Annotated in this window: 17 protein-coding genes; 7 read left to right on the top strand and 10 right to left on the bottom strand. The window is 63.9% G+C overall.

The window, feature by feature from the left end:
• Positions 1 to 94: 94 nt before the first annotated feature.
• The 3 genes from LB545_RS04385 to LB545_RS04375 are packed head-to-tail and all read right to left on the bottom strand — an operon-like array spanning position 95 to position 3950.
• Positions 95 to 1063: a substrate-binding domain-containing protein gene (locus LB545_RS04385; RefSeq protein ID WP_140491405.1), complete on the bottom strand. Its 969-nt coding sequence runs from the start codon at positions 1061 to 1063 to the stop codon at positions 95 to 97.
• A complete protein-coding gene (locus LB545_RS04380; RefSeq protein WP_140491407.1) occupies positions 1060 to 2370 on the bottom strand; it encodes an ABC transporter permease in 1311 nt (436 codons plus the stop codon). Before LB545_RS04380 ends, LB545_RS04385 begins: the two co-directional genes overlap by 4 nt.
• On the bottom strand, positions 2367 to 3950 hold the full coding sequence (locus tag LB545_RS04375; RefSeq protein ID WP_224704493.1) for a sugar ABC transporter ATP-binding protein: 1584 nt from the start codon (positions 3948 to 3950) through the stop codon (positions 2367 to 2369). Before LB545_RS04375 ends, LB545_RS04380 begins: the two co-directional genes overlap by 4 nt.
• Positions 3951 to 4171: 221 nt before the next feature.
• Here LB545_RS04375 and LB545_RS04370 point away from each other — a divergent pair, with 221 nt between their 5' ends.
• Positions 4172 to 5191 (top strand): LacI family DNA-binding transcriptional regulator, encoded by a 1020-nt coding sequence (locus LB545_RS04370; protein ID WP_140491411.1) that lies wholly within the window; start codon positions 4172 to 4174, stop codon positions 5189 to 5191.
• Between the two features lie 48 nt (positions 5192 to 5239).
• Here LB545_RS04370 and LB545_RS04365 read toward each other — a convergent pair whose 3' ends face one another.
• From LB545_RS04365 to LB545_RS04350, 4 genes are all read right to left on the bottom strand, one after another.
• On the bottom strand, positions 5240 to 6241 hold the full coding sequence (locus tag LB545_RS04365; RefSeq protein WP_140685593.1) for an LLM class flavin-dependent oxidoreductase: 1002 nt from the start codon (positions 6239 to 6241) through the stop codon (positions 5240 to 5242).
• A gap of 23 nt (positions 6242 to 6264) precedes the next feature.
• Positions 6265 to 6513, bottom strand: a complete 249-nt coding sequence (locus tag LB545_RS04360; RefSeq protein ID WP_140524216.1) for a hypothetical protein — start codon at positions 6511 to 6513, stop codon at positions 6265 to 6267.
• 73 nt (positions 6514 to 6586) lie between these two features.
• Entirely contained in the window at positions 6587 to 7753 is a 1167-nt protein-coding gene (locus LB545_RS04355; RefSeq protein WP_140491417.1) for an AI-2E family transporter, read from the bottom strand.
• Between the two features lie 151 nt (positions 7754 to 7904).
• Entirely contained in the window at positions 7905 to 8963 is a 1059-nt protein-coding gene (locus LB545_RS04350) for an LLM class flavin-dependent oxidoreductase (RefSeq protein ID WP_140554630.1), read from the bottom strand.
• A gap of 220 nt (positions 8964 to 9183) precedes the next feature.
• On the opposite strand from LB545_RS04350, the gene LB545_RS04345 reads away from it, so the two are divergent.
• Positions 9184 to 9612 carry a DUF6481 family protein gene (locus tag LB545_RS04345; protein ID WP_140491421.1) on the top strand — a complete coding sequence of 143 codons (429 nt, stop codon included), beginning with the start codon at positions 9184 to 9186 and terminating at the stop codon, positions 9610 to 9612.
• A gap of 182 nt (positions 9613 to 9794) precedes the next feature.
• On the opposite strand, the gene sugE is transcribed toward LB545_RS04345, so the two are convergent.
• Together sugE and LB545_RS30750 are read right to left on the bottom strand one after the other, a co-directional pair.
• The gene (sugE, locus tag LB545_RS04340; RefSeq protein ID WP_140491423.1) at positions 9795 to 10109 is read right to left on the bottom strand and encodes a quaternary ammonium compound efflux SMR transporter SugE; all 315 of its coding nucleotides are present in this window, start codon (positions 10107 to 10109) and stop codon (positions 9795 to 9797) included.
• Positions 10110 to 10343: 234 nt separating this feature from the next.
• Positions 10344 to 10469: a hypothetical protein gene (locus tag LB545_RS30750; RefSeq protein ID WP_140491427.1), complete on the bottom strand. Its 126-nt coding sequence runs from the start codon at positions 10467 to 10469 to the stop codon at positions 10344 to 10346.
• 273 nt (positions 10470 to 10742) lie between these two features.
• Here LB545_RS30750 and LB545_RS04335 point away from each other — a divergent pair, with 273 nt between their 5' ends.
• Together LB545_RS04335 and LB545_RS04330 are read left to right on the top strand one after the other, a co-directional pair.
• Complete coding sequence (locus tag LB545_RS04335) at positions 10743 to 11696, top strand: cation diffusion facilitator family transporter (RefSeq protein WP_140524219.1); 954 nt, start codon at positions 10743 to 10745, stop codon at positions 11694 to 11696.
• Between the two features lie 123 nt (positions 11697 to 11819).
• Positions 11820 to 12224, top strand: coding sequence for a GFA family protein (locus LB545_RS04330; RefSeq protein WP_140491431.1), 405 nt, complete (start codon positions 11820 to 11822; stop codon positions 12222 to 12224).
• Positions 12225 to 12243: 19 nt separating this feature from the next.
• Here LB545_RS04330 and LB545_RS04325 read toward each other — a convergent pair whose 3' ends face one another.
• Positions 12244 to 13530 (bottom strand): DNA recombination protein RmuC, encoded by a 1287-nt coding sequence (locus tag LB545_RS04325; RefSeq protein ID WP_140491433.1) that lies wholly within the window; start codon positions 13528 to 13530, stop codon positions 12244 to 12246.
• Positions 13531 to 13633: 103 nt separating this feature from the next.
• Here LB545_RS04325 and def point away from each other — a divergent pair, with 103 nt between their 5' ends.
• From def to LB545_RS04310, 3 genes are read left to right on the top strand one after another with little or no spacing between them, the layout of a single operon-like run.
• A complete protein-coding gene (def, locus tag LB545_RS04320; protein ID WP_056573548.1) occupies positions 13634 to 14164 on the top strand; it encodes a peptide deformylase in 531 nt (176 codons plus the stop codon).
• Positions 14165 to 14170: 6 nt separating this feature from the next.
• Entirely contained in the window at positions 14171 to 15106 is a 936-nt protein-coding gene (fmt, locus tag LB545_RS04315) for a methionyl-tRNA formyltransferase (RefSeq protein WP_140563647.1), read from the top strand.
• Positions 15103 to 15609 (top strand): GNAT family N-acetyltransferase, encoded by a 507-nt coding sequence (locus LB545_RS04310; protein ID WP_140685594.1) that lies wholly within the window; start codon positions 15103 to 15105, stop codon positions 15607 to 15609. The genes fmt and LB545_RS04310 overlap by 4 nt, the downstream gene beginning before the upstream one ends.
• The last annotated feature ends 6 nt before the right edge of the window (positions 15610 to 15615 follow it).

The following is a 15615-nucleotide window of genomic DNA, read 5'->3' as shown; positions in this document are numbered from 1 at the left end:
ACCTCTCCCCCGATCGACGGGGGAGAGGTGGGCGCCAAGCTGTCCTGGGACGAAGAACCTGGACCTTGGGCCGGCGCTTATCTCCGGCGAAATCTCAGAGGCCGTTGTCCTTCAGCACCTGGGCGGCGTTTTCCTTGGTGATCTTCTGCGTCGGCAAGGTGATGGTCTTTTCGACCTTCTCGCCATTGAGGAACTTGATCGCCTGCCGAAGGCCCTCGGCGCCCGGGGTGACATAGGTGAAGGTCGCCGTCAGCTCGCCCTTGTTCACCATCTGCACGCCTTCGTTGGGCAGGCCGTCGATGCCGATGAACTTGATGTCCTTCTCGCGGCCGACATCCTTGGCGGCAAGATAGGCGCCATAGGCCATCGGGTCGTTGTGGCCGTAGACGAGATCGATCTTCTCGTTGCTCTTCAGCGCGTTGGCCATCAGATTATAGGCCTGGTCCTGCTTCCAGTCGCCCGACTGCTGGTCGAGCAGGTACTTGATGCCCGGCTCCTTGTCGGTGAACTCATGGAAGCCGTCATGGCGGTCATGCGCCGGCTGGGTGCCCATGCCGCCCCAGATCTCGACGACATTGCCCGATGCCTTGCCCTTGCCGCCGAGCAGCTCGACGGCATATTCGCCGGCCGCGCGGCCGATCAGCTTGTTGTCGCCGCCGACGAACTGGGTGTAGTCCTTGGTGTCGACATTGCGGTCGAGCACGAAGACCGGGATCTTGGCGTCGATCGCCTGCTGCACGACGCCGGTCAGGCCGGCCGATTCCTTCGGCGACACCAAGAGCGCATCGACCTCCTGGCGGATCAGGTTCTCGACATCGGCAACCTGCTTCTCGGTCTTATCCTCGCCGTCGGTGATGATCAGCTCGACCTCGGGGTGCTTGGCGGCCTCAGCCAGTATGTCCTTGTTGAACTGCGCGCGCCAAGGCTCGATGGTCGTCACCTGCGAGAAGCCGATCTTCCACTTCTTGTCCTGGGCCATGGCGTGGCCGGTGGAGAGCAGCGCGGTGGTGGTCAGCAATGCCGCGCCAAGGGCGGCAAGCTTCAGCGTGTCACGTCGTTTCATTTCTTGTTTCCTCCGAGATTGAGAGACCGGGTCTCTTGCGACGGCCGTTTTGCCGCGGCCGTTTCCTTGTGCGCCGCTCCGGGCAGGCGCAGATAGGCTAGGAGATCACCGGCATTGCGCTCCTGCACGAGCACTGTGCCGATGATGATCATCCCCTTCAGCACCAGCTGAAGGTTCGAATTGATGTTGTGGAGCTGCAATATGTTGGACAGCAGCCCGAAGATCAGCACGCCGCAGAATGTCCCCGTGAGGCTGCCGCGCCCACCCATCAGGCTGGTGCCGCCGATGACCACGGCGGCGATGGCGTCGAGCTCCAGGCCGGCGCCGGCATCGGGCTTGCCTTGCCGGTACTGCGCGACATAGAGCACCGCGGCAATGCCGGCGAGCAGGCCCGAAACGGCGTAGGTGACGATCTTGACCCGGCCGGCGGCGATGCCGGAAAGCCTGGCCGCCTCCTCATTGCCGCCGATGGCGTAGACATAGCGGCCGAACGGCGTGAAGCGCAGCACCGCGCCATAGATCAGGATGGCGCCGAGGAAGAACAGGCCTGGCATCGGAATGACGCCGAACACCATCGAGCGCAGCAGCTCGAAATCCTCGGTGGCGTTCGAGCCGGTATAGACCGGCAGCACAGCATTGTTCTGGCCGGCGGTCAGCCGGGCGATGCCCAACGCCGTCACCATCATCGCCAGGGTGACGATGAAGGGCTGCAGCCGCCCGGCAACGATGATGAAGCCGTTGAGCGCACCGAACAGCAGGCCCACGCATGGCGCGACCAGCAGCACGCCGAGGACGCCGAATTTGGGCTCGACCTGCGGCAGCAGGTACCACAGGGAAAGACAGCACAGGACCACGCCGACGATTGCCGGCGTGACCAGGCCGCGGGCGCGGTCCAGCCTTGCGTCGCGCGAGGCATCGGCGCCGGCGCGCGACTTTTCAAGATTGAGGAAAATGAAGCGGGTGACGATGAAGCCGAGACAGAGCGCCACCACGGCGACGGTGGGCACGCCAAGCACCACTCCCGGCGTCACGCCCGGAACCGTCAGCAGCATGGCGCAGACCACCGAACAGATTGCCATCAGCGAGCCGACCGAAAGATCGATGCCGCCGGTGATGATCACCGCCGTCATGCCGGTGGCGATCAGGCCGGTGGTCGACACCTGGCGCAGCACGTCGAGCAGATTGCCGTAGGACAGGAAGATGTTGTTGCCCTTGGAGCTGACCGGCGAGCCCAGCACGCCGATCAGGAAGATGGCGATGAGGCCCCAATAGAGCTTGGTGCGGGACAGGAGTTTCAAGGCGGTCATGCGGCAGGTCTCGAAATCGTGCGGCGCGGCGCGGCGAGACGCATGATGGCCTCCTCGCTCGCCGCATCGCGGGAAAGGATGCCGGTCTGGCGGCCATCGGCCATCACCAGAATGCGGTCGGAGAGGTACAGCAGTTCCGGCAATTCGGAGCTGATGACGGCAATAGCCAGCCCGTCGCGCGCAAGCTTGAAGATGAGATCGTAGATCTCGCGCTTGGCGCCGACGTCGATGCCGCGCGTCGGCTCGTCGAGAAGAAGCACGCGCGGCCGTGTCGCCAGCCATTTGCCAATGACGACCTTCTGCTGGTTGCCGCCCGACAGCGTGCCGGCTGGCTGGTCGATGTCCTCGCAGCGTATGCCGAGCGCCCGGACCGCGTGGCGCGCCAGCTCCTGTTCGCCGGCCAGCGAACGGATGCCGAAGCGCGCCAGCGATCCGACCAGCGGCAATGCGACGTTGTCTGTAATGGAGGCCTGGAGATGCAGGCCTTGCGTCTTGCGGTCCTCGGTCACCAGCGCAATGCCGAGGCGCCTGGCATCGCGCGGCGAGCGGATCTCGACCGGCGCGCCGTCGAGCCGGATCTCGCCGCCGGTGCGGCCATCGCTCGAGCCGAAGATCGCCTCCAGGATTTCGGTGCGCCCTGAACCCAGCAGCCCGCCAATGCCAAGGATCTCGCCTTCGGCGAGTTCGAAGCTGACTCCGTCGATCACGGTGCGCCAGCCATGGGCGTCGGGTTTCGTCAGCGACAGGTTCTCGACGGAAAGCACGATTTCGCCGCCGGAACGGCGCTCCTCTTCCGAGGAGGCCAGCAGGTCTCGCCCGACCATTGCCGAAATGATGGCGTTCTCGTCGAGCTCGCCCATCGGCCGCGTCAGCACGTGGCGTCCGTCGCGAAACACCGTGACCCTGCCCGCCAGGTGCATGACCTCGTCGATGCGGTGCGAGATGTAGACGATGGCGACGCCGCTGTCGGCAAGCTGGCGGATGATGCGGAACAGCCTCTGGCATTCGGCTGGAGAGAGCGCCGAAGTAGGCTCGTCCATGATCAGGATGCGCGCCGACATCGACAGCGCCTTGGCGATCTCGACCAGTTGCTGTTCGCCGACGCGCAAGGTGCCGACACGGGCTTCCGGGTCGAGCTCGATGCCCAGCCGCTGCAGAAGGGCGCTGGCGGCGCGGCTGCTCGCCTTGCGGTCGACGATCAGCCCGGCGATCAGCTTCTCGCGTCCGAGAAAGATGTTGTCGGCGACGCTGAGTTCGGGAACCAGATTGAGCTCCTGGTGGATGATGGCAATGCCGGCGGCCTCGGCGTCGCGCACGCCGGCAAAATTCGCGGCTACGCCGTCGACGCGAACCGTGCCGTCGTAGCCGGTGTAGACACCGGAAAGGATTTTCATCAGCGTCGACTTGCCGGCGCCGTTCTCGCCCATCAAGGCGTGGACTTCGCCGCGCCGCAACTCGAAACCGACGTCGACCAAGGCGGCAATGCCGCCGAAGCTCTTGGATACGTGCTCGGCGCTTAGGACGACATCCGAACGATCCGCCGCAACATCCCGACGCGCGATGGAATTTCCGTGCTCCATGACAAAGGCGGCCTCCCTTCCGTCGTCGTCTGACCCTCATGAACGCTATTCTAAACGTTTCGATCCTGTCAAGCTTCTATCTGGTGACGTGAGATTACCTCATTTCAATTCTTGCGAAAAACCGCGATATTCCGTAGGTATGATGCATAGAGAGGCGGCGAAACGTTTCGAAAATGGCAGGGCCAAGCAAGACAAGGCAGCGAAAATCGACGGCGCCGACCATGCTTCACGTGGCCGAAGCGGCGCGCGTGTCGGTCGCCACGGTTTCGGCGCTGATCAACGGCACGGCGACCGTCAGTCCGGAGCTCAGCCAGCGCATCGAGCAGGCGATCCGCGATATCGGCTACAAGCGCAATGCGATCGCCCGCAGCCTGAAAATGGGCACAACGCGCACCATTGGATTGACTGTCCCGCACATCACCAATCCGTTCTTCACCGATGTCGTGTCAGTCATCCAGCAGGCCTTCGACCGCGCCGGCTATGCGGTCATGCTGTGCTGCACGGACGAGGACCTCAACACCCAGGACGACCAGATCAGGCTGCTGCTCGACCGTATGGTCGACGGGCTGATCGTGGCGCGCGTCGGCGATGGGACGATCCTCAAGCGCATCGTCGACGACGCCAACGTGCCGGTCGTCCTGCTTGACCGCATCTGCGACGGTGTCGACACGGATGCCGTGGTGCTCGACAACCAGCGCGCCGTGTTCGACGCCATCACCTACCTGATACATCTCGGGCACCGGCGCATCGGCTACATCACCGGAACGTCGGATATCTCACCGATGCATGATCGCATGGCCGGATATCGCGAAGCGCTTCAGGCAGCCGGCCTGCCGGTCGCCGAGGAGCTGGTACGTTCCGGCAATTTTCACGAGATCGACGGCTATAACGCGGCCATGCAGCTGTTGTCGCTGCACGACAGGCCGAGCGCGATCTTCTCCGCCAACAATCCGATGGTGATCGGCACCATGAAGGCGATCCGCGATATCGGCCTGTCCTGCCCGGAAGATGTTTCGATCGCCTGTTTCGACGATTTTCCGTGGTCGGACGTGTTTGTCCCGCAACTGACCACGGTGGCACAGCCGGTGCAGGCGATCGGCGAACAGGCGGCCAATTTGCTGCTCGACCGCCTTGCCGGAAATCGCGACGCGCCGCCGCGCAAGCTGGTGCTCAAGGGCCGGCTGATGATCCGCAATTCATGCCGACCGCTGGGAGCGGTTGCGCAGAGCGTGAGCGCGTAGAGCGGTTCAGTGGTTGAATCGCTATCGGCAAGCGCCGAGCTGGAAATCTCACGCCGCTTGCGACAGCGATTTGTGGGCGTCGGCCAAGATTTCGAAGGACCTCACCCGAGCCGCGTGATCGAATATCTGCGCGGTGACCATCAATTCGTCGGCGCCGGTGCGGCGAACGAAGGCGTCGATGCCTTGCCGCACCGTTTCCGGCGAGCCGACGACGGCGCAGGACAGCGCCTGGCCGAGCATGGACTTGGCCATCGGATCGAGATCGCGGTCATAATTCTCGACCGGTGGTGGCAATTTTCCGGGGCGGCCGGTGCGCAGATTGACGAAAGCCTGCTGCAGCGAGGTGAACAGCAGTCGTGCCTCAGTGTCGGTGGGCGCCGCAAAGACGTTGAGGCCGAGCATGACATAGGGCTTGTCGAGCTGTTCCGACGGCTGGAAGCGGGAGCGGTAGATGTCCAGCGCATGGTCTAGCTCGGCCGGTGCGAAATGCGAAGCGAAGGCGTAGGGCAGGCCGAGCATGGCGGCAAGCTGGGCGCCATACAGGCTGGAGCCGAGGATCCAGACCGGCACGGTCTGGCCTTCACCCGGCACGGCGCGCAGCCGCTGGCCCTCTTCCGCCGGCACGAAATAGCCCATCAGCTCGACGACGTCCTGCGGAAAATTGTCGGCACCGGCCTCGAGATTGCGGCGCAAGGCGCGCGCCGTGTTCATGTCCGTGCCGGGCGCCCTGCCGAGGCCGAGATCGATGCGGCCGGGGAACAAGGCGGCCAGCGTGCCGAACTGCTCGGCGATGACCAGCGGCGAGTGATTGGGCAACATGATGCCGCCGGCGCCGACGCGAATGGTCTTGGTGCCGCCCGCGACATGGGCAATGACGACCGAGGTGGCGGCACTTGCGATGCCCGGCATGTTATGATGCTCGGCCAGCCAATAGCGCTTGTAGCCCAGCCGCTCGGCATGGCGGGCAAGATCGAGCGAATTGGCCAGCGACTGCGAGGCATCGCTGCCTTCGACGATCGGCGACAGGTCGAGGACGGAAAGGGCTGCCATGTCAGGTCTCCACGAGGTTTATCTCAAGCACCCTGTCTCGAAGGCCGTGCGGTCGGGAATGAGGATGCCAAGCCGCCCCCGAGCGCATCGGCAAATCCGCTGGCCGCGGCCATGCGTTTCTGCTCGGCGGGGCTGCCGCGATGATGGACAGGAAATGCAAGCCCGGATCTGTCGACGCCAAATGTTGGCGACGCGCCCAGCCGCGCATCGCGCAAGCCGGCATGGCCGATGCGAGCGAAACAGTCGTCGAGGTCGAAGGAAGCATCGCTCATGGGAAGGGCACCGGCCATTGGACCGGCCGGATATAGGCATTCGAGCCAGGCGCCGCAAATCAGACGCGCGGCTTTATGCCGGAGCCTTACCTTCCTCGGTGGCCTCATCTTCCACCGCCGAGAGATGTTGTGCCGCCAGGAAGTTGCCGACATGGCTCAGACCATCGAAGTGATCGCAGAACACCTTGATGAGGACCAGCAGCGGCACCGCCATCAGCGCGCCGACAAAGCCCCATAGCCATGACCAGAAGGCAATGGCGATGAAGATCGCCACGGCGTTGATCTCGAGCCGCCGGCCGACAACCATCGGCGTTACGAATTGGCCTTCGACGATGTCGCACAAAAGCAGGAAGGCAGGCGCCAACAACGCATAGGAGATCGTGTCGAAGCTGATCAGCGCGATGATCGTGACCACGATGAGCGTGATCATGGCGCCGACATAGGGCAGGAAATTAAGCAGAGCGGCCGTGGCGCCCCAGACGAGCGGGTTGGGCATGCCGAGTGCCCACAGACCAAGGCCAATGATCGTGCCGAGGCCGATATTGATGATGGTGACGGTGAGCAGATAGTGCGAGATTTCCCGTTCCACGTCGTAAACGACCCGCAGCGCCCGCTTCTTCTCGGTGAGGCTGGCGAAGGACTGGATGATCTTTTCATAGAACATCGTGCCTGAAGCAAGCAGGAACAGCGACAGCACGAAGATGATGGTCAGGCTTGTTCCCGCCGAAAGAATGTTCGAGGCCGCCGACGACAGGAAGCCAGACTGGGCTACCGCGACTTTCTGTATGCCCGGCTCCTGCGACGTCTCGGTGAGGCCTTCGATCTGATGTGTAACCTCCATCATCCTCTCGAGCGGAGGTCGCAAATGCGCCAGCCGCTCGGTCAGCCGCTGGCCGATCGACGAAGTGTTGTTGATGAGATCGATCACCGGGCCGCTCAGCAGGTAGCCGGCGCTGGCGAAGAGGCAGAGGGACAGAAGCACCAGAAGCGTCGCCGAAATCACCTCGGGTATGCCGCGCTTGCGCAGAAGCCTGACGATCGGCGTCAGCGTCAATGCCAGCAGAAAGGCCAGTATGACCGGCATGAAGAAGGCACGGGCGAAATAGAGCGCGTAGATGGCCATGAAGATGAAGATGCCGACGAGCAGCGAGCGTATCAGATGCGTGTCGGCGCGGGCGGCGATGCGCGCCTCTTCTGCTTCGGAAACGCCCGCGACCGAAGCGGTGGGGTCAGCTTTCATCACGGTCCCTCGGCGGCGCACCGCAATTGGCGCAACCGCTGAGAAAACGCCCCTGCCGGTCCAAGGTTCCGTGAGCCGGCGTTGACGGCGAGCCCACGAGGCCCGCCGTCGCGGTTATTGTTCCCGCGCAATTTTTCGCGGAAGTGCAACACTACGCGGCAGGCGCCGGGGCCGGGACGGCGTCAGCCGTTTCCTTGCGCACGATCGGCGCCACCCTGGTGCCGTAGAGTTCAATCGCCTTCATGATCTTGGCATGCGGCATGATGCCGATCGCCATCTGCAGCAGGAAGCGGTCGTTGCCGAAGATCTTGTGCTGGGTGACGATCTTCTCGGCCACCTGCTCGGGATTGCCGACGAACAAGGCGCCGCTCGGGCCGCGTGACTGGTCGAAATGCGCCCGCGAGGTCGGACCCCAGCCGCGCTCGCGGCCGATGCGGTTCATCACCTCGGCCTGTGGGCCATAGAAATCGTCGGCCGCCTTCTCGGTCGTGTCGGCGATGAAGCCGTGGACGTTGATGCTGGTGGCAAGACCCTTCGGATCGGCGCCCGCGCGCCTGGCGGCCTCGCGGTAGAGGTCGAACAGCGGCGCGAACCGCGCCGGCTCGCCGCCGATGATGGCGAGCGCCAGCGGCAGGCCGAGCGCGCCCGCGCGGGCGGCGGACTGCGGCGTGCCGCCGATGGCGATCCAGATCGGCAGTTTTTCCTGCAAGGGGCGCGGGTAGACGCCGCGATCGTTGATCGGCGCGCGCAGATTGCCCGACCAGGTGATCTTCACCTGATCGCGGATGGCGAGCAGCAGGTCGAGCTTTTCGGCGAACAGCTCGTCATAATCCTCAAGATTGTAGCCGAACAGCGGAAAGGACTCGATGAACGAGCCGCGCCCGGCCATGATTTCGGCCCGGCCGCCGGAAAGAAGGTCGAGCGTGGCGAATTGCTGGAAGACGCGGACCGGATCGTCCGAGGACAGGACAGTGACGGCGCTGGTCAGTTTTATGCGTTTGGTGTGCTCGGCCGCCGCGGCCAGAGCCACGACAGGCGCGGACGCGGCATAGTCCGGCCGGTGATGCTCGCCGAGGCCGAAAACGTCAAGGCCGACCTGATCGGCCAGTTCGATCTCCTCGATCAGGTTGCGCAGCCGCTCGTGCGGGCCGATTGCGCCGGGGCCCGGCTGCGGGCTGACGTCGGCGAAAGTGTAGAGACCGAGTTCCATCTGGTGTCATCCTGGCGTTTGATTTTCGCGCTAGAGGTAGCGATCAGCCCGTATCACCACCAGAGGGTCTGACTGCGAACAGTGCGTGTCCGTTTCGGCCGCAAAGGCGTCTCCCGGCTGCAACAGCACGGAATTTCATGGCTGGCATACCGTTTTGGCGCTTGAACTCCCGGTTTTCGCGCGTATGTAAGCGTCGCGAATTGACTTCAGGGAAGTGGACTTGGCTATCTACAGGGAAAAAGACATTTTCGAGCGGCGCAACGCCGCGAACGAGGCAAAGAAGGCGCTTCTGGAGCGCTTCAAGTCGAAGCCGGCGGCGGACGATCCCGCGGTGCTGGCGCGACAGGCCGAACGCAAGGCTATCCTTGCGGCGCGTGAGATACGCGAGGCCGAGAAGGCGAGGCTGAAGCAGGAAAGGCTGGCACGCGAGGCAATCGAGAAGGCCGAGCGCGAGGCCGCAGCCGAAGCCGCACGGGTCGCGGCCGAAGAGGCGGCGCAGGCGGAAGCCAGGATTCGGGAAGCCGAAGAGGCCGAGCGCATCGCGCGTCTGCTGGCCGACGAGGCCGAGCGCAAGGCGAAGCGCGACGCGCGCTATGCGGCGCGCAAGGCGCGCACCGGCAGGACACCGCCAGGCTTTACCGGCCGCTAGCCTCAGACCGCCGGAGCAACCTGCTTCGAGGATCAGGGTCGCTGCGAAGCGGCCCTGCATGCGTTTGTCCGCGCGCCAATTCATGCGATTGCCGACGCCGTTCGTGATGCGACTTTCGCAAAATTGCTCTGTTTGCTTCGACGCAATTTCGGATGGAAAACCGCTTCGCTTCCTGGATTGCTTTATGCCGCGAATTTCAGCCCCATAATGCCGCAGACGATGAGCGCGATGCAGGCGAGCCTGATGACGGTCGCCGGCTCGCCGAGCAGCCAGATACCGAGCAGCGCCGTGCCGACCGTGCCGATGCCGGTCCACACCGCATAGGCGGTGCCGACGGGCAGCGCTTTCAGCGCCAGTCCAAGCAGCGTGAGGCTGACGATCATCGAGGCGACCGTGAGCACGGTCGGGACGAGGCGGGTGAATCCGTCGGTATATTTGAGGCCGATTGCCCAGCCGATCTCGAACAGGCCGGCGAAAAACAGAAAAATCCATGACATGGGGAACGCTCCATCCAAGCATCGCACCGACGTCCGTTCAGGACGATGCAATGCGCGATCGACCGAGCACCGCGGCAGCCGATGCCCTGTCAGACAGTGGGCGGGTCGTCCCGACCGGATTTCAGGAGATGTGGGGTCGTCCCCGCACCAGATATAGGGTGTCTTAACGCCCGATCCAACAAACTGCCGGCGGTGTTCCGAACGCCGCCGGCGAACTCCATCCGAGGCACGCGACTATTTTTCCTTGAGCCTCGTTGCCTTGACCGGCGGCGCCTTGAGCGTGGGAGCAGCGGCCGGCTTCTTGGCGTCCTTCTTTGGCTTGCGGGCCTCCTTGCCTGCCTTCATCGCACCTTTTGCCATGATTCGTTCCTCCAGTTGCGGGAAGTGAAGTGAAACAAGAGAAATGCCTCTAGGCAAGGGCCGTTCGCGGTCACGGCCGCGAAAACCGGCAACCTGTTTCGGCGGCCTTATGAATCCGAACCGGCGCGCAGCGACTTGAACGGACGGGGTGTTGGTGCGTCGCGATCGCCGCGGAATTTCGGCAGGCCCGCAGCATCATCTCAAGGAAATCGGCTCCCACTTTTCCTGCAATTGCTCTAGACTTCGCGTGTCGGACAGGACGACAGGGAAGCAATGGCGGGGCATGGCGGCTCTCGAACGGTCATCTACGCGGCGCTCGCCGGCAATCTCGCGATCGCGCTGACCAAATTCGTCGCAGCCTTCTTCACCGGCAGTTCGGCGATGTTTTCGGAAGGCGTGCATTCGCTGGTCGATACCGGCAATGGCAGCCTGCTGCTTTATGGCATGCATCGCGCCGCACGCCCGGCCACCCGCGCGCATCCGCTCGGCCATGGCCGCGAGCTCTACTTCTGGAGCTTCATCGTGGCGCTTCTCGTCTTCGCGCTCGGCGCCGGCGTATCGTTCTACGAAGGCGTGACGCACATCATTGCGCCCGAACCGGCCGCCAATGTCAGGGTCAATTACATCGTGCTCGGCCTGTCGTTTCTGTTCGAGGGCAGCTCATGGCTGGTGGCGCTGAGGGAATTCCGCCGGCAGAAGGGCCAGCAGGGCTGGCTGCAGGCCGTGCAATCGAGCAAGGATCCAAGCGTCTACACAGTGCTGTTCGAGGACAGTGCCGCGCTTCTCGGCCTGATCGTCGCCTTTGCCGGCATATTGGCGGCGGAGATTTTCGAGATGCCGGAACTGGACGGCGCCGCCTCGATCGGCATTGCGCTGATCCTGGGTGCGACCGCGGCCTTCCTGGCGCGCGAGAGCAAGGGGCTGCTCATCGGCGAGCCTGCTTCGCCCGCGGTGCAGAAAGAAGTGCTGGCGATCGCGCAGCAGGATCCGGCGGTGCAGCGGGCGAACGGCGTCCTGACCGTCCACCTGGGGCCGGAAGAAATCGTTGCCGGCCTGAGCATCGAATTCGAGGACCATCTGTCCGCGCCGGAAATCGAAGCCTGCGTCGAGCGCCTCGAAGCGCGGCTAAGGAAGGAAATGCCCGAGATCACCCGGCTGTTCGTCAAGCCGCAGACGACAGGCACCTGGGAACAGCGGCGCAAGCTGATCGAATCGGCATCCGAGTAGAGTTTTGAGCAGGTCTCGAAACCACATTCCACTCCTCGGGATTATGTCTTGGACCAGCGTCGCGTCGTTGCCTTGCGACGCTGCGCCGCTAAAATCAGCCGATCGAGTTTTGGAGGACTGATTATGAAGATCGACGGCGGCTGTCATTGTGGTGCCATCACCTATGAGGCGGAGGTCGAACCGGAAAAGACCTCGATCTGCCATTGTACCGATTGCCAACAGTTGACCGGTACGGCCTTTCGCGTCACCGTTCCGGCGCCTGAAGATCACTACCGGATCACAAAGGGTACACCGAAGGTCTACATCAAGACCGTGGCAAGCGGCGCCAAGCGCGTCCAGGCCTTTTGCGCCGACTGCGGTTCGCACCTTTACGCCACGTCGGTCGGAGATGGCCCAAAGGTCTACGGCATTCGAGTGGGAACCGCGCGGCAACGCCAGGATTTGATTCCGACACTGCAAAAATGGCACCGCTCGGCGCTTCACTGGCTACCTGAATTTCACGGCATGACCACAGTGGAGGAGCAGTAGCGCCGTCCGGTGCGGCGCCTCATTCGTCGCCTTCGACGACCCTCAGCCTGAGCTGGCCGGTCTTTGAATCGGCAACGCGTGGGGAATCGACAACGCGCGGGCCGGGTTCCGGCTTCGCAGGGGCTGGTGACGCCATGTCAGGGTCGGCATCGCCTCCGGGCTGCGCCCCAAACTCCAGAGCTTCGATCTTCTGGCCGCGTTTGGTCACCTTCGACGTCGAGACGAGGATGTCGTCTATATCCTTGGCCGACTGGGCAAAATGGCCCTGCAATTTGCGCACCCGCTCGTCGACGCGCGAAACATCCTCCATCAGCCGGATCACCTCGCCCTGGATCAGGTGTGCCTGCTCGCGCATACGGGCATCCTTCAGGATCGCCTGGATGACCTGGATCGACAGCATCAGGAGCGACGGCGAGACGATGACGACGCGGGCGCGGTGCGCCTTCTGCACCACCGCCTCGAAATTTTCGTGGATCTCGGCAAACACCGATTCCGACGGCACGAACATGAAGGCGGTATCCTGCGTCTCGCCCTGGATCAGATATTTATCCGCGATATCGCGGACATGCACCTCGATGTCGCGGCGGAAGGCCTGCGACGCGACCTTCTGCTGTTCGGCGCCTTCGGCGGCGCGGATGGCGTTCCAGGCTTCCAGCGGAAACTTGGCGTCGACGGCAAGCGCCGGCGCGCCGTTGGGCATCTTCACCAGGCAATCGGGACGGCTGCCGTTGGACAAGGTCGCCTGGAACTCGTAGGCGCCGTGCGGCAGACCGTCGGCGACGATCGCTTCCATGCGCGACTGGCCGAAGGCGCCGCGCGTCTGCTTGTTGGAGAGGATCGCCTGCAATTGCACGACCTGGCCGGCGAGCGACTGGATGTTGCCTTGCGCGGTGTCGATGACGGCCAGCCGCTCCTGCAATTTGGCCAGGCTCTCATGAGTGGATTTGGTTTGCTCGGTCATGGTCTGGCCGAGGCGGCCGGTCATGGCATCGAGGCGCTGGCCGATCGATTGCGTCAGTTCCGCCTGCCGCGCGCCGAAGACTTCCGCGATGGCGCCCATGCGGCCCTGCATCTCGGCTTGGCTTTGCAATATGCCGGCCATCCGCGCCTCGGCGTCGCGGGCATGGTCGGCGGCTTCGGCAGCGGCCACGGCGCGCGCCTTGGCCGAGCGCCACAGCGCGACGACAAGCGCCACGAACAGGCCAAGAAACACAAAGGCCCCGAACGCCAGCGCATGGCCGAGCGTGATCGTGGTCGCGCCAAGCCGGGCGACAGGTTCCGAAAGGATGGATGTCAGGTCGTTCATGCACACAGCATAGACGATTCGGCCGGCCAGCACAGATCAAAACGTGAACGATCCCCCGGCGTACCGGTTGACGCCCTTTATTCAAGGTCTTAGGTGAGACGCCATGCCGATCAAGCCGCTCATCATTCTTCCCGACCCCATCCTGCGCCAGGTTTCCAAGCCGGTGGAGCGCGTCGACGCGCCCTTGCGCAAACTGGCCGACGACATGCTGGCGACCATGTATGACGCGCCCGGCATCGGGCTGGCCGCGATCCAGATCGGCGAGCCGCTGCGCATGCTGGTGATCGACCTCGCCAAGGAGGACGAGACGCCGGCGCCGCATGTCTTCATCAATCCCGAAATCCTGGAAAGCGCCGACCAGCGCTCCGTCTACGAGGAAGGTTGCCTGTCGATTCCCGACTATTATGCCGAGGTCGAACGCCCGGCTTCCGTGCGGGTCAAGTATCTCGACCGCGATGGCAAGCTGCAGGAAATGGAGGCCGAGGGGCTGATGGCAACCTGCCTGCAGCATGAGATCGACCATCTCAACGGCGTGCTGTTCATCGACCACATTTCGAAGCTGAAGCGCGACATGGTGGTGAAGAAGTTCAAGAAGCTGGCCAAGGACAAGGCTCCGGGCAAGCTGGTGGGATAGGGGACAATGCCCCTTCGCGTCATTTTCATGGGGACGCCGGAGTTTTCGGTGCCGACATTGCGCGCGATTGCCGATGCCGGACATGAGGTCGCGGCCGTCTACACGCAGCCGCCGCGAGCCGCCGGCCGGCGCGGCCTTGAGCTGACGCCGTCGCCGGTACAGCGCGAGGCGGAACGGCTGGGCATCGAGACGCGCACGCCGACGTCGCTCAAGGGCGAGGCCGAACAGGCAGCTTTTCGCGCGCTGCAAGCCGATATCGGCGTGGTCGTGGCTTACGGCCTGCTGCTGCCCAGGGCGGTGCTTGAGGCGCCGCGACTGGGCTGCATCAACGGCCATGCCTCGCTGTTGCCGCGGTGGCGCGGTGCGGCGCCCATCCAACGGGCGATCATGGCGGGCGACAGCGAAACCGGCATGATGGTCATGCGCATGGAAGAAGGCCTCGACACCGGCCCGGTGGGGCTGGTTGAAAAATGCGTCATCGAACCCGATATGACCGCCGGCGATCTGCATGATCGATTGATGAGCGTCAGCGCCGCACTGATCGTGGAAGCGCTGGCGCGGCTGGAAAGGAATAGCCTGGCGTTCACCGCCCAAGCGGTTGAGGGGGTGACCTATGCCAAAAAGATCGATAAATCCGATACGCACGTGGATTGGACGCGACCCGCGGCCGAAGTTCACAATAATATTCGCGGCCTGTCGCCGTTCCCCGGCGCCTGGTGCGAGGTTGAAATTGGTGGCCGGGTGGAACGGCTGAAACTGCTTCGCTCGACGCTTGCGCAAGGTGTGGGCGAGCCGGGAGGAATTCTCGACGACCGCCTGACGGTCGCCTGCGGAGCGGGCGCGATCCGGCTGGTCGAAGTTCAACGGGCTGGCGGAAGGCCCGCCGCCGCGCAAGAATTCCTGCGCGGGACCAAGATCGAAAAAGGAATGAAACTGTCATGAGCATGATGTCGATACGCGCGGCGACGCCGCGGGATCGCGAGGCCATCCGCCTCGTCGAGGAACACGCTTTCGGCCAGCAGGCGGAGGCCGGGCTGGTTGACGCGCTGGTTTCCGGCGGCGACGCCGTTGTCGAACTGGTGGCGGAAGAAGACGGGCAAGTGGTTGGCCACATCCTGTTTTCGCGGCTCTTCGTCCGCACCGGCGGGAAAGATTTCCCGGCGGTGGCACTGGCGCCGCTGGCGGTGGAGCCCTCCTTTCACGGCACCGGCATTGGCGGCGCGCTGATCCGCGAGGCTCACATCCGCCTGCGCGACGCCGGCGAGATGCTGGCCGTAGTGCTGGGCGATCCCACCTACTACAGCCGTTTCGGCTACAGCCACGCGCGCGCCGAAGGATTCGAGAGTGAATACCAGGGCGAGGCGCTGCAGGCGCTGGCCTGGGGCGACGCTCCCGAAACCGGCCGGCTGGTCTACGCCTCGGCCTTCACCGCACTCGCCGCCTAGGCGAGT

Source organism: Mesorhizobium sp. BR1-1-6 (assembly GCF_020165355.1).
Lineage (GTDB): Bacteria > Pseudomonadota > Alphaproteobacteria > Rhizobiales > Rhizobiaceae > Mesorhizobium.
This window is presented reverse-complemented; position numbering and strand designations above follow the sequence as displayed.

What these genes read in the sequence shown, in the direction of transcription:
- LB545_RS04385 (WP_140491405.1), bottom strand. Translation starts at nt 1,063, where the DNA reads ATGAAACGACGTGACACGCTGAAGCTTGCCGCCCTTGGCGCGGCATTG.
- LB545_RS04380 (WP_140491407.1), bottom strand. Translation starts at nt 2,370, where the DNA reads ATGACCGCCTTGAAACTCCTGTCCCGCACCAAGCTCTATTGGGGCCTC.
- LB545_RS04375 (WP_224704493.1), bottom strand. Translation starts at nt 3,950, where the DNA reads ATGGAGCACGGAAATTCCATCGCGCGTCGGGATGTTGCGGCGGATCGT.
- LB545_RS04370 (WP_140491411.1), top strand. Translation starts at nt 4,172, where the DNA reads ATGCTTCACGTGGCCGAAGCGGCGCGCGTGTCGGTCGCCACGGTTTCG.
- LB545_RS04365 (WP_140685593.1), bottom strand. Translation starts at nt 6,241, where the DNA reads ATGGCAGCCCTTTCCGTCCTCGACCTGTCGCCGATCGTCGAAGGCAGC.
- LB545_RS04360 (WP_140524216.1), bottom strand. Translation starts at nt 6,513, where the DNA reads ATGAGCGATGCTTCCTTCGACCTCGACGACTGTTTCGCTCGCATCGGC.
- LB545_RS04355 (WP_140491417.1), bottom strand. Translation starts at nt 7,753, where the DNA reads ATGAAAGCTGACCCCACCGCTTCGGTCGCGGGCGTTTCCGAAGCAGAA.
- LB545_RS04350 (WP_140554630.1), bottom strand. Translation starts at nt 8,963, where the DNA reads ATGGAACTCGGTCTCTACACTTTCGCCGACGTCAGCCCGCAGCCGGGC.
- sugE (WP_140491423.1), bottom strand. Translation starts at nt 10,109, where the DNA reads ATGTCATGGATTTTTCTGTTTTTCGCCGGCCTGTTCGAGATCGGCTGG.
- LB545_RS30750 (WP_140491427.1), bottom strand. Translation starts at nt 10,469, where the DNA reads ATGGCAAAAGGTGCGATGAAGGCAGGCAAGGAGGCCCGCAAGCCAAAG.
- LB545_RS04335 (WP_140524219.1), top strand. Translation starts at nt 10,743, where the DNA reads ATGGCGGGGCATGGCGGCTCTCGAACGGTCATCTACGCGGCGCTCGCC.
- LB545_RS04330 (WP_140491431.1), top strand. Translation starts at nt 11,820, where the DNA reads ATGAAGATCGACGGCGGCTGTCATTGTGGTGCCATCACCTATGAGGCG.
- LB545_RS04325 (WP_140491433.1), bottom strand. Translation starts at nt 13,530, where the DNA reads ATGAACGACCTGACATCCATCCTTTCGGAACCTGTCGCCCGGCTTGGC.
- def (WP_056573548.1), top strand. Translation starts at nt 13,634, where the DNA reads ATGCCGATCAAGCCGCTCATCATTCTTCCCGACCCCATCCTGCGCCAG.
- fmt (WP_140563647.1), top strand. Translation starts at nt 14,171, where the DNA reads ATGCCCCTTCGCGTCATTTTCATGGGGACGCCGGAGTTTTCGGTGCCG.
- LB545_RS04310 (WP_140685594.1), top strand. Translation starts at nt 15,103, where the DNA reads ATGAGCATGATGTCGATACGCGCGGCGACGCCGCGGGATCGCGAGGCC.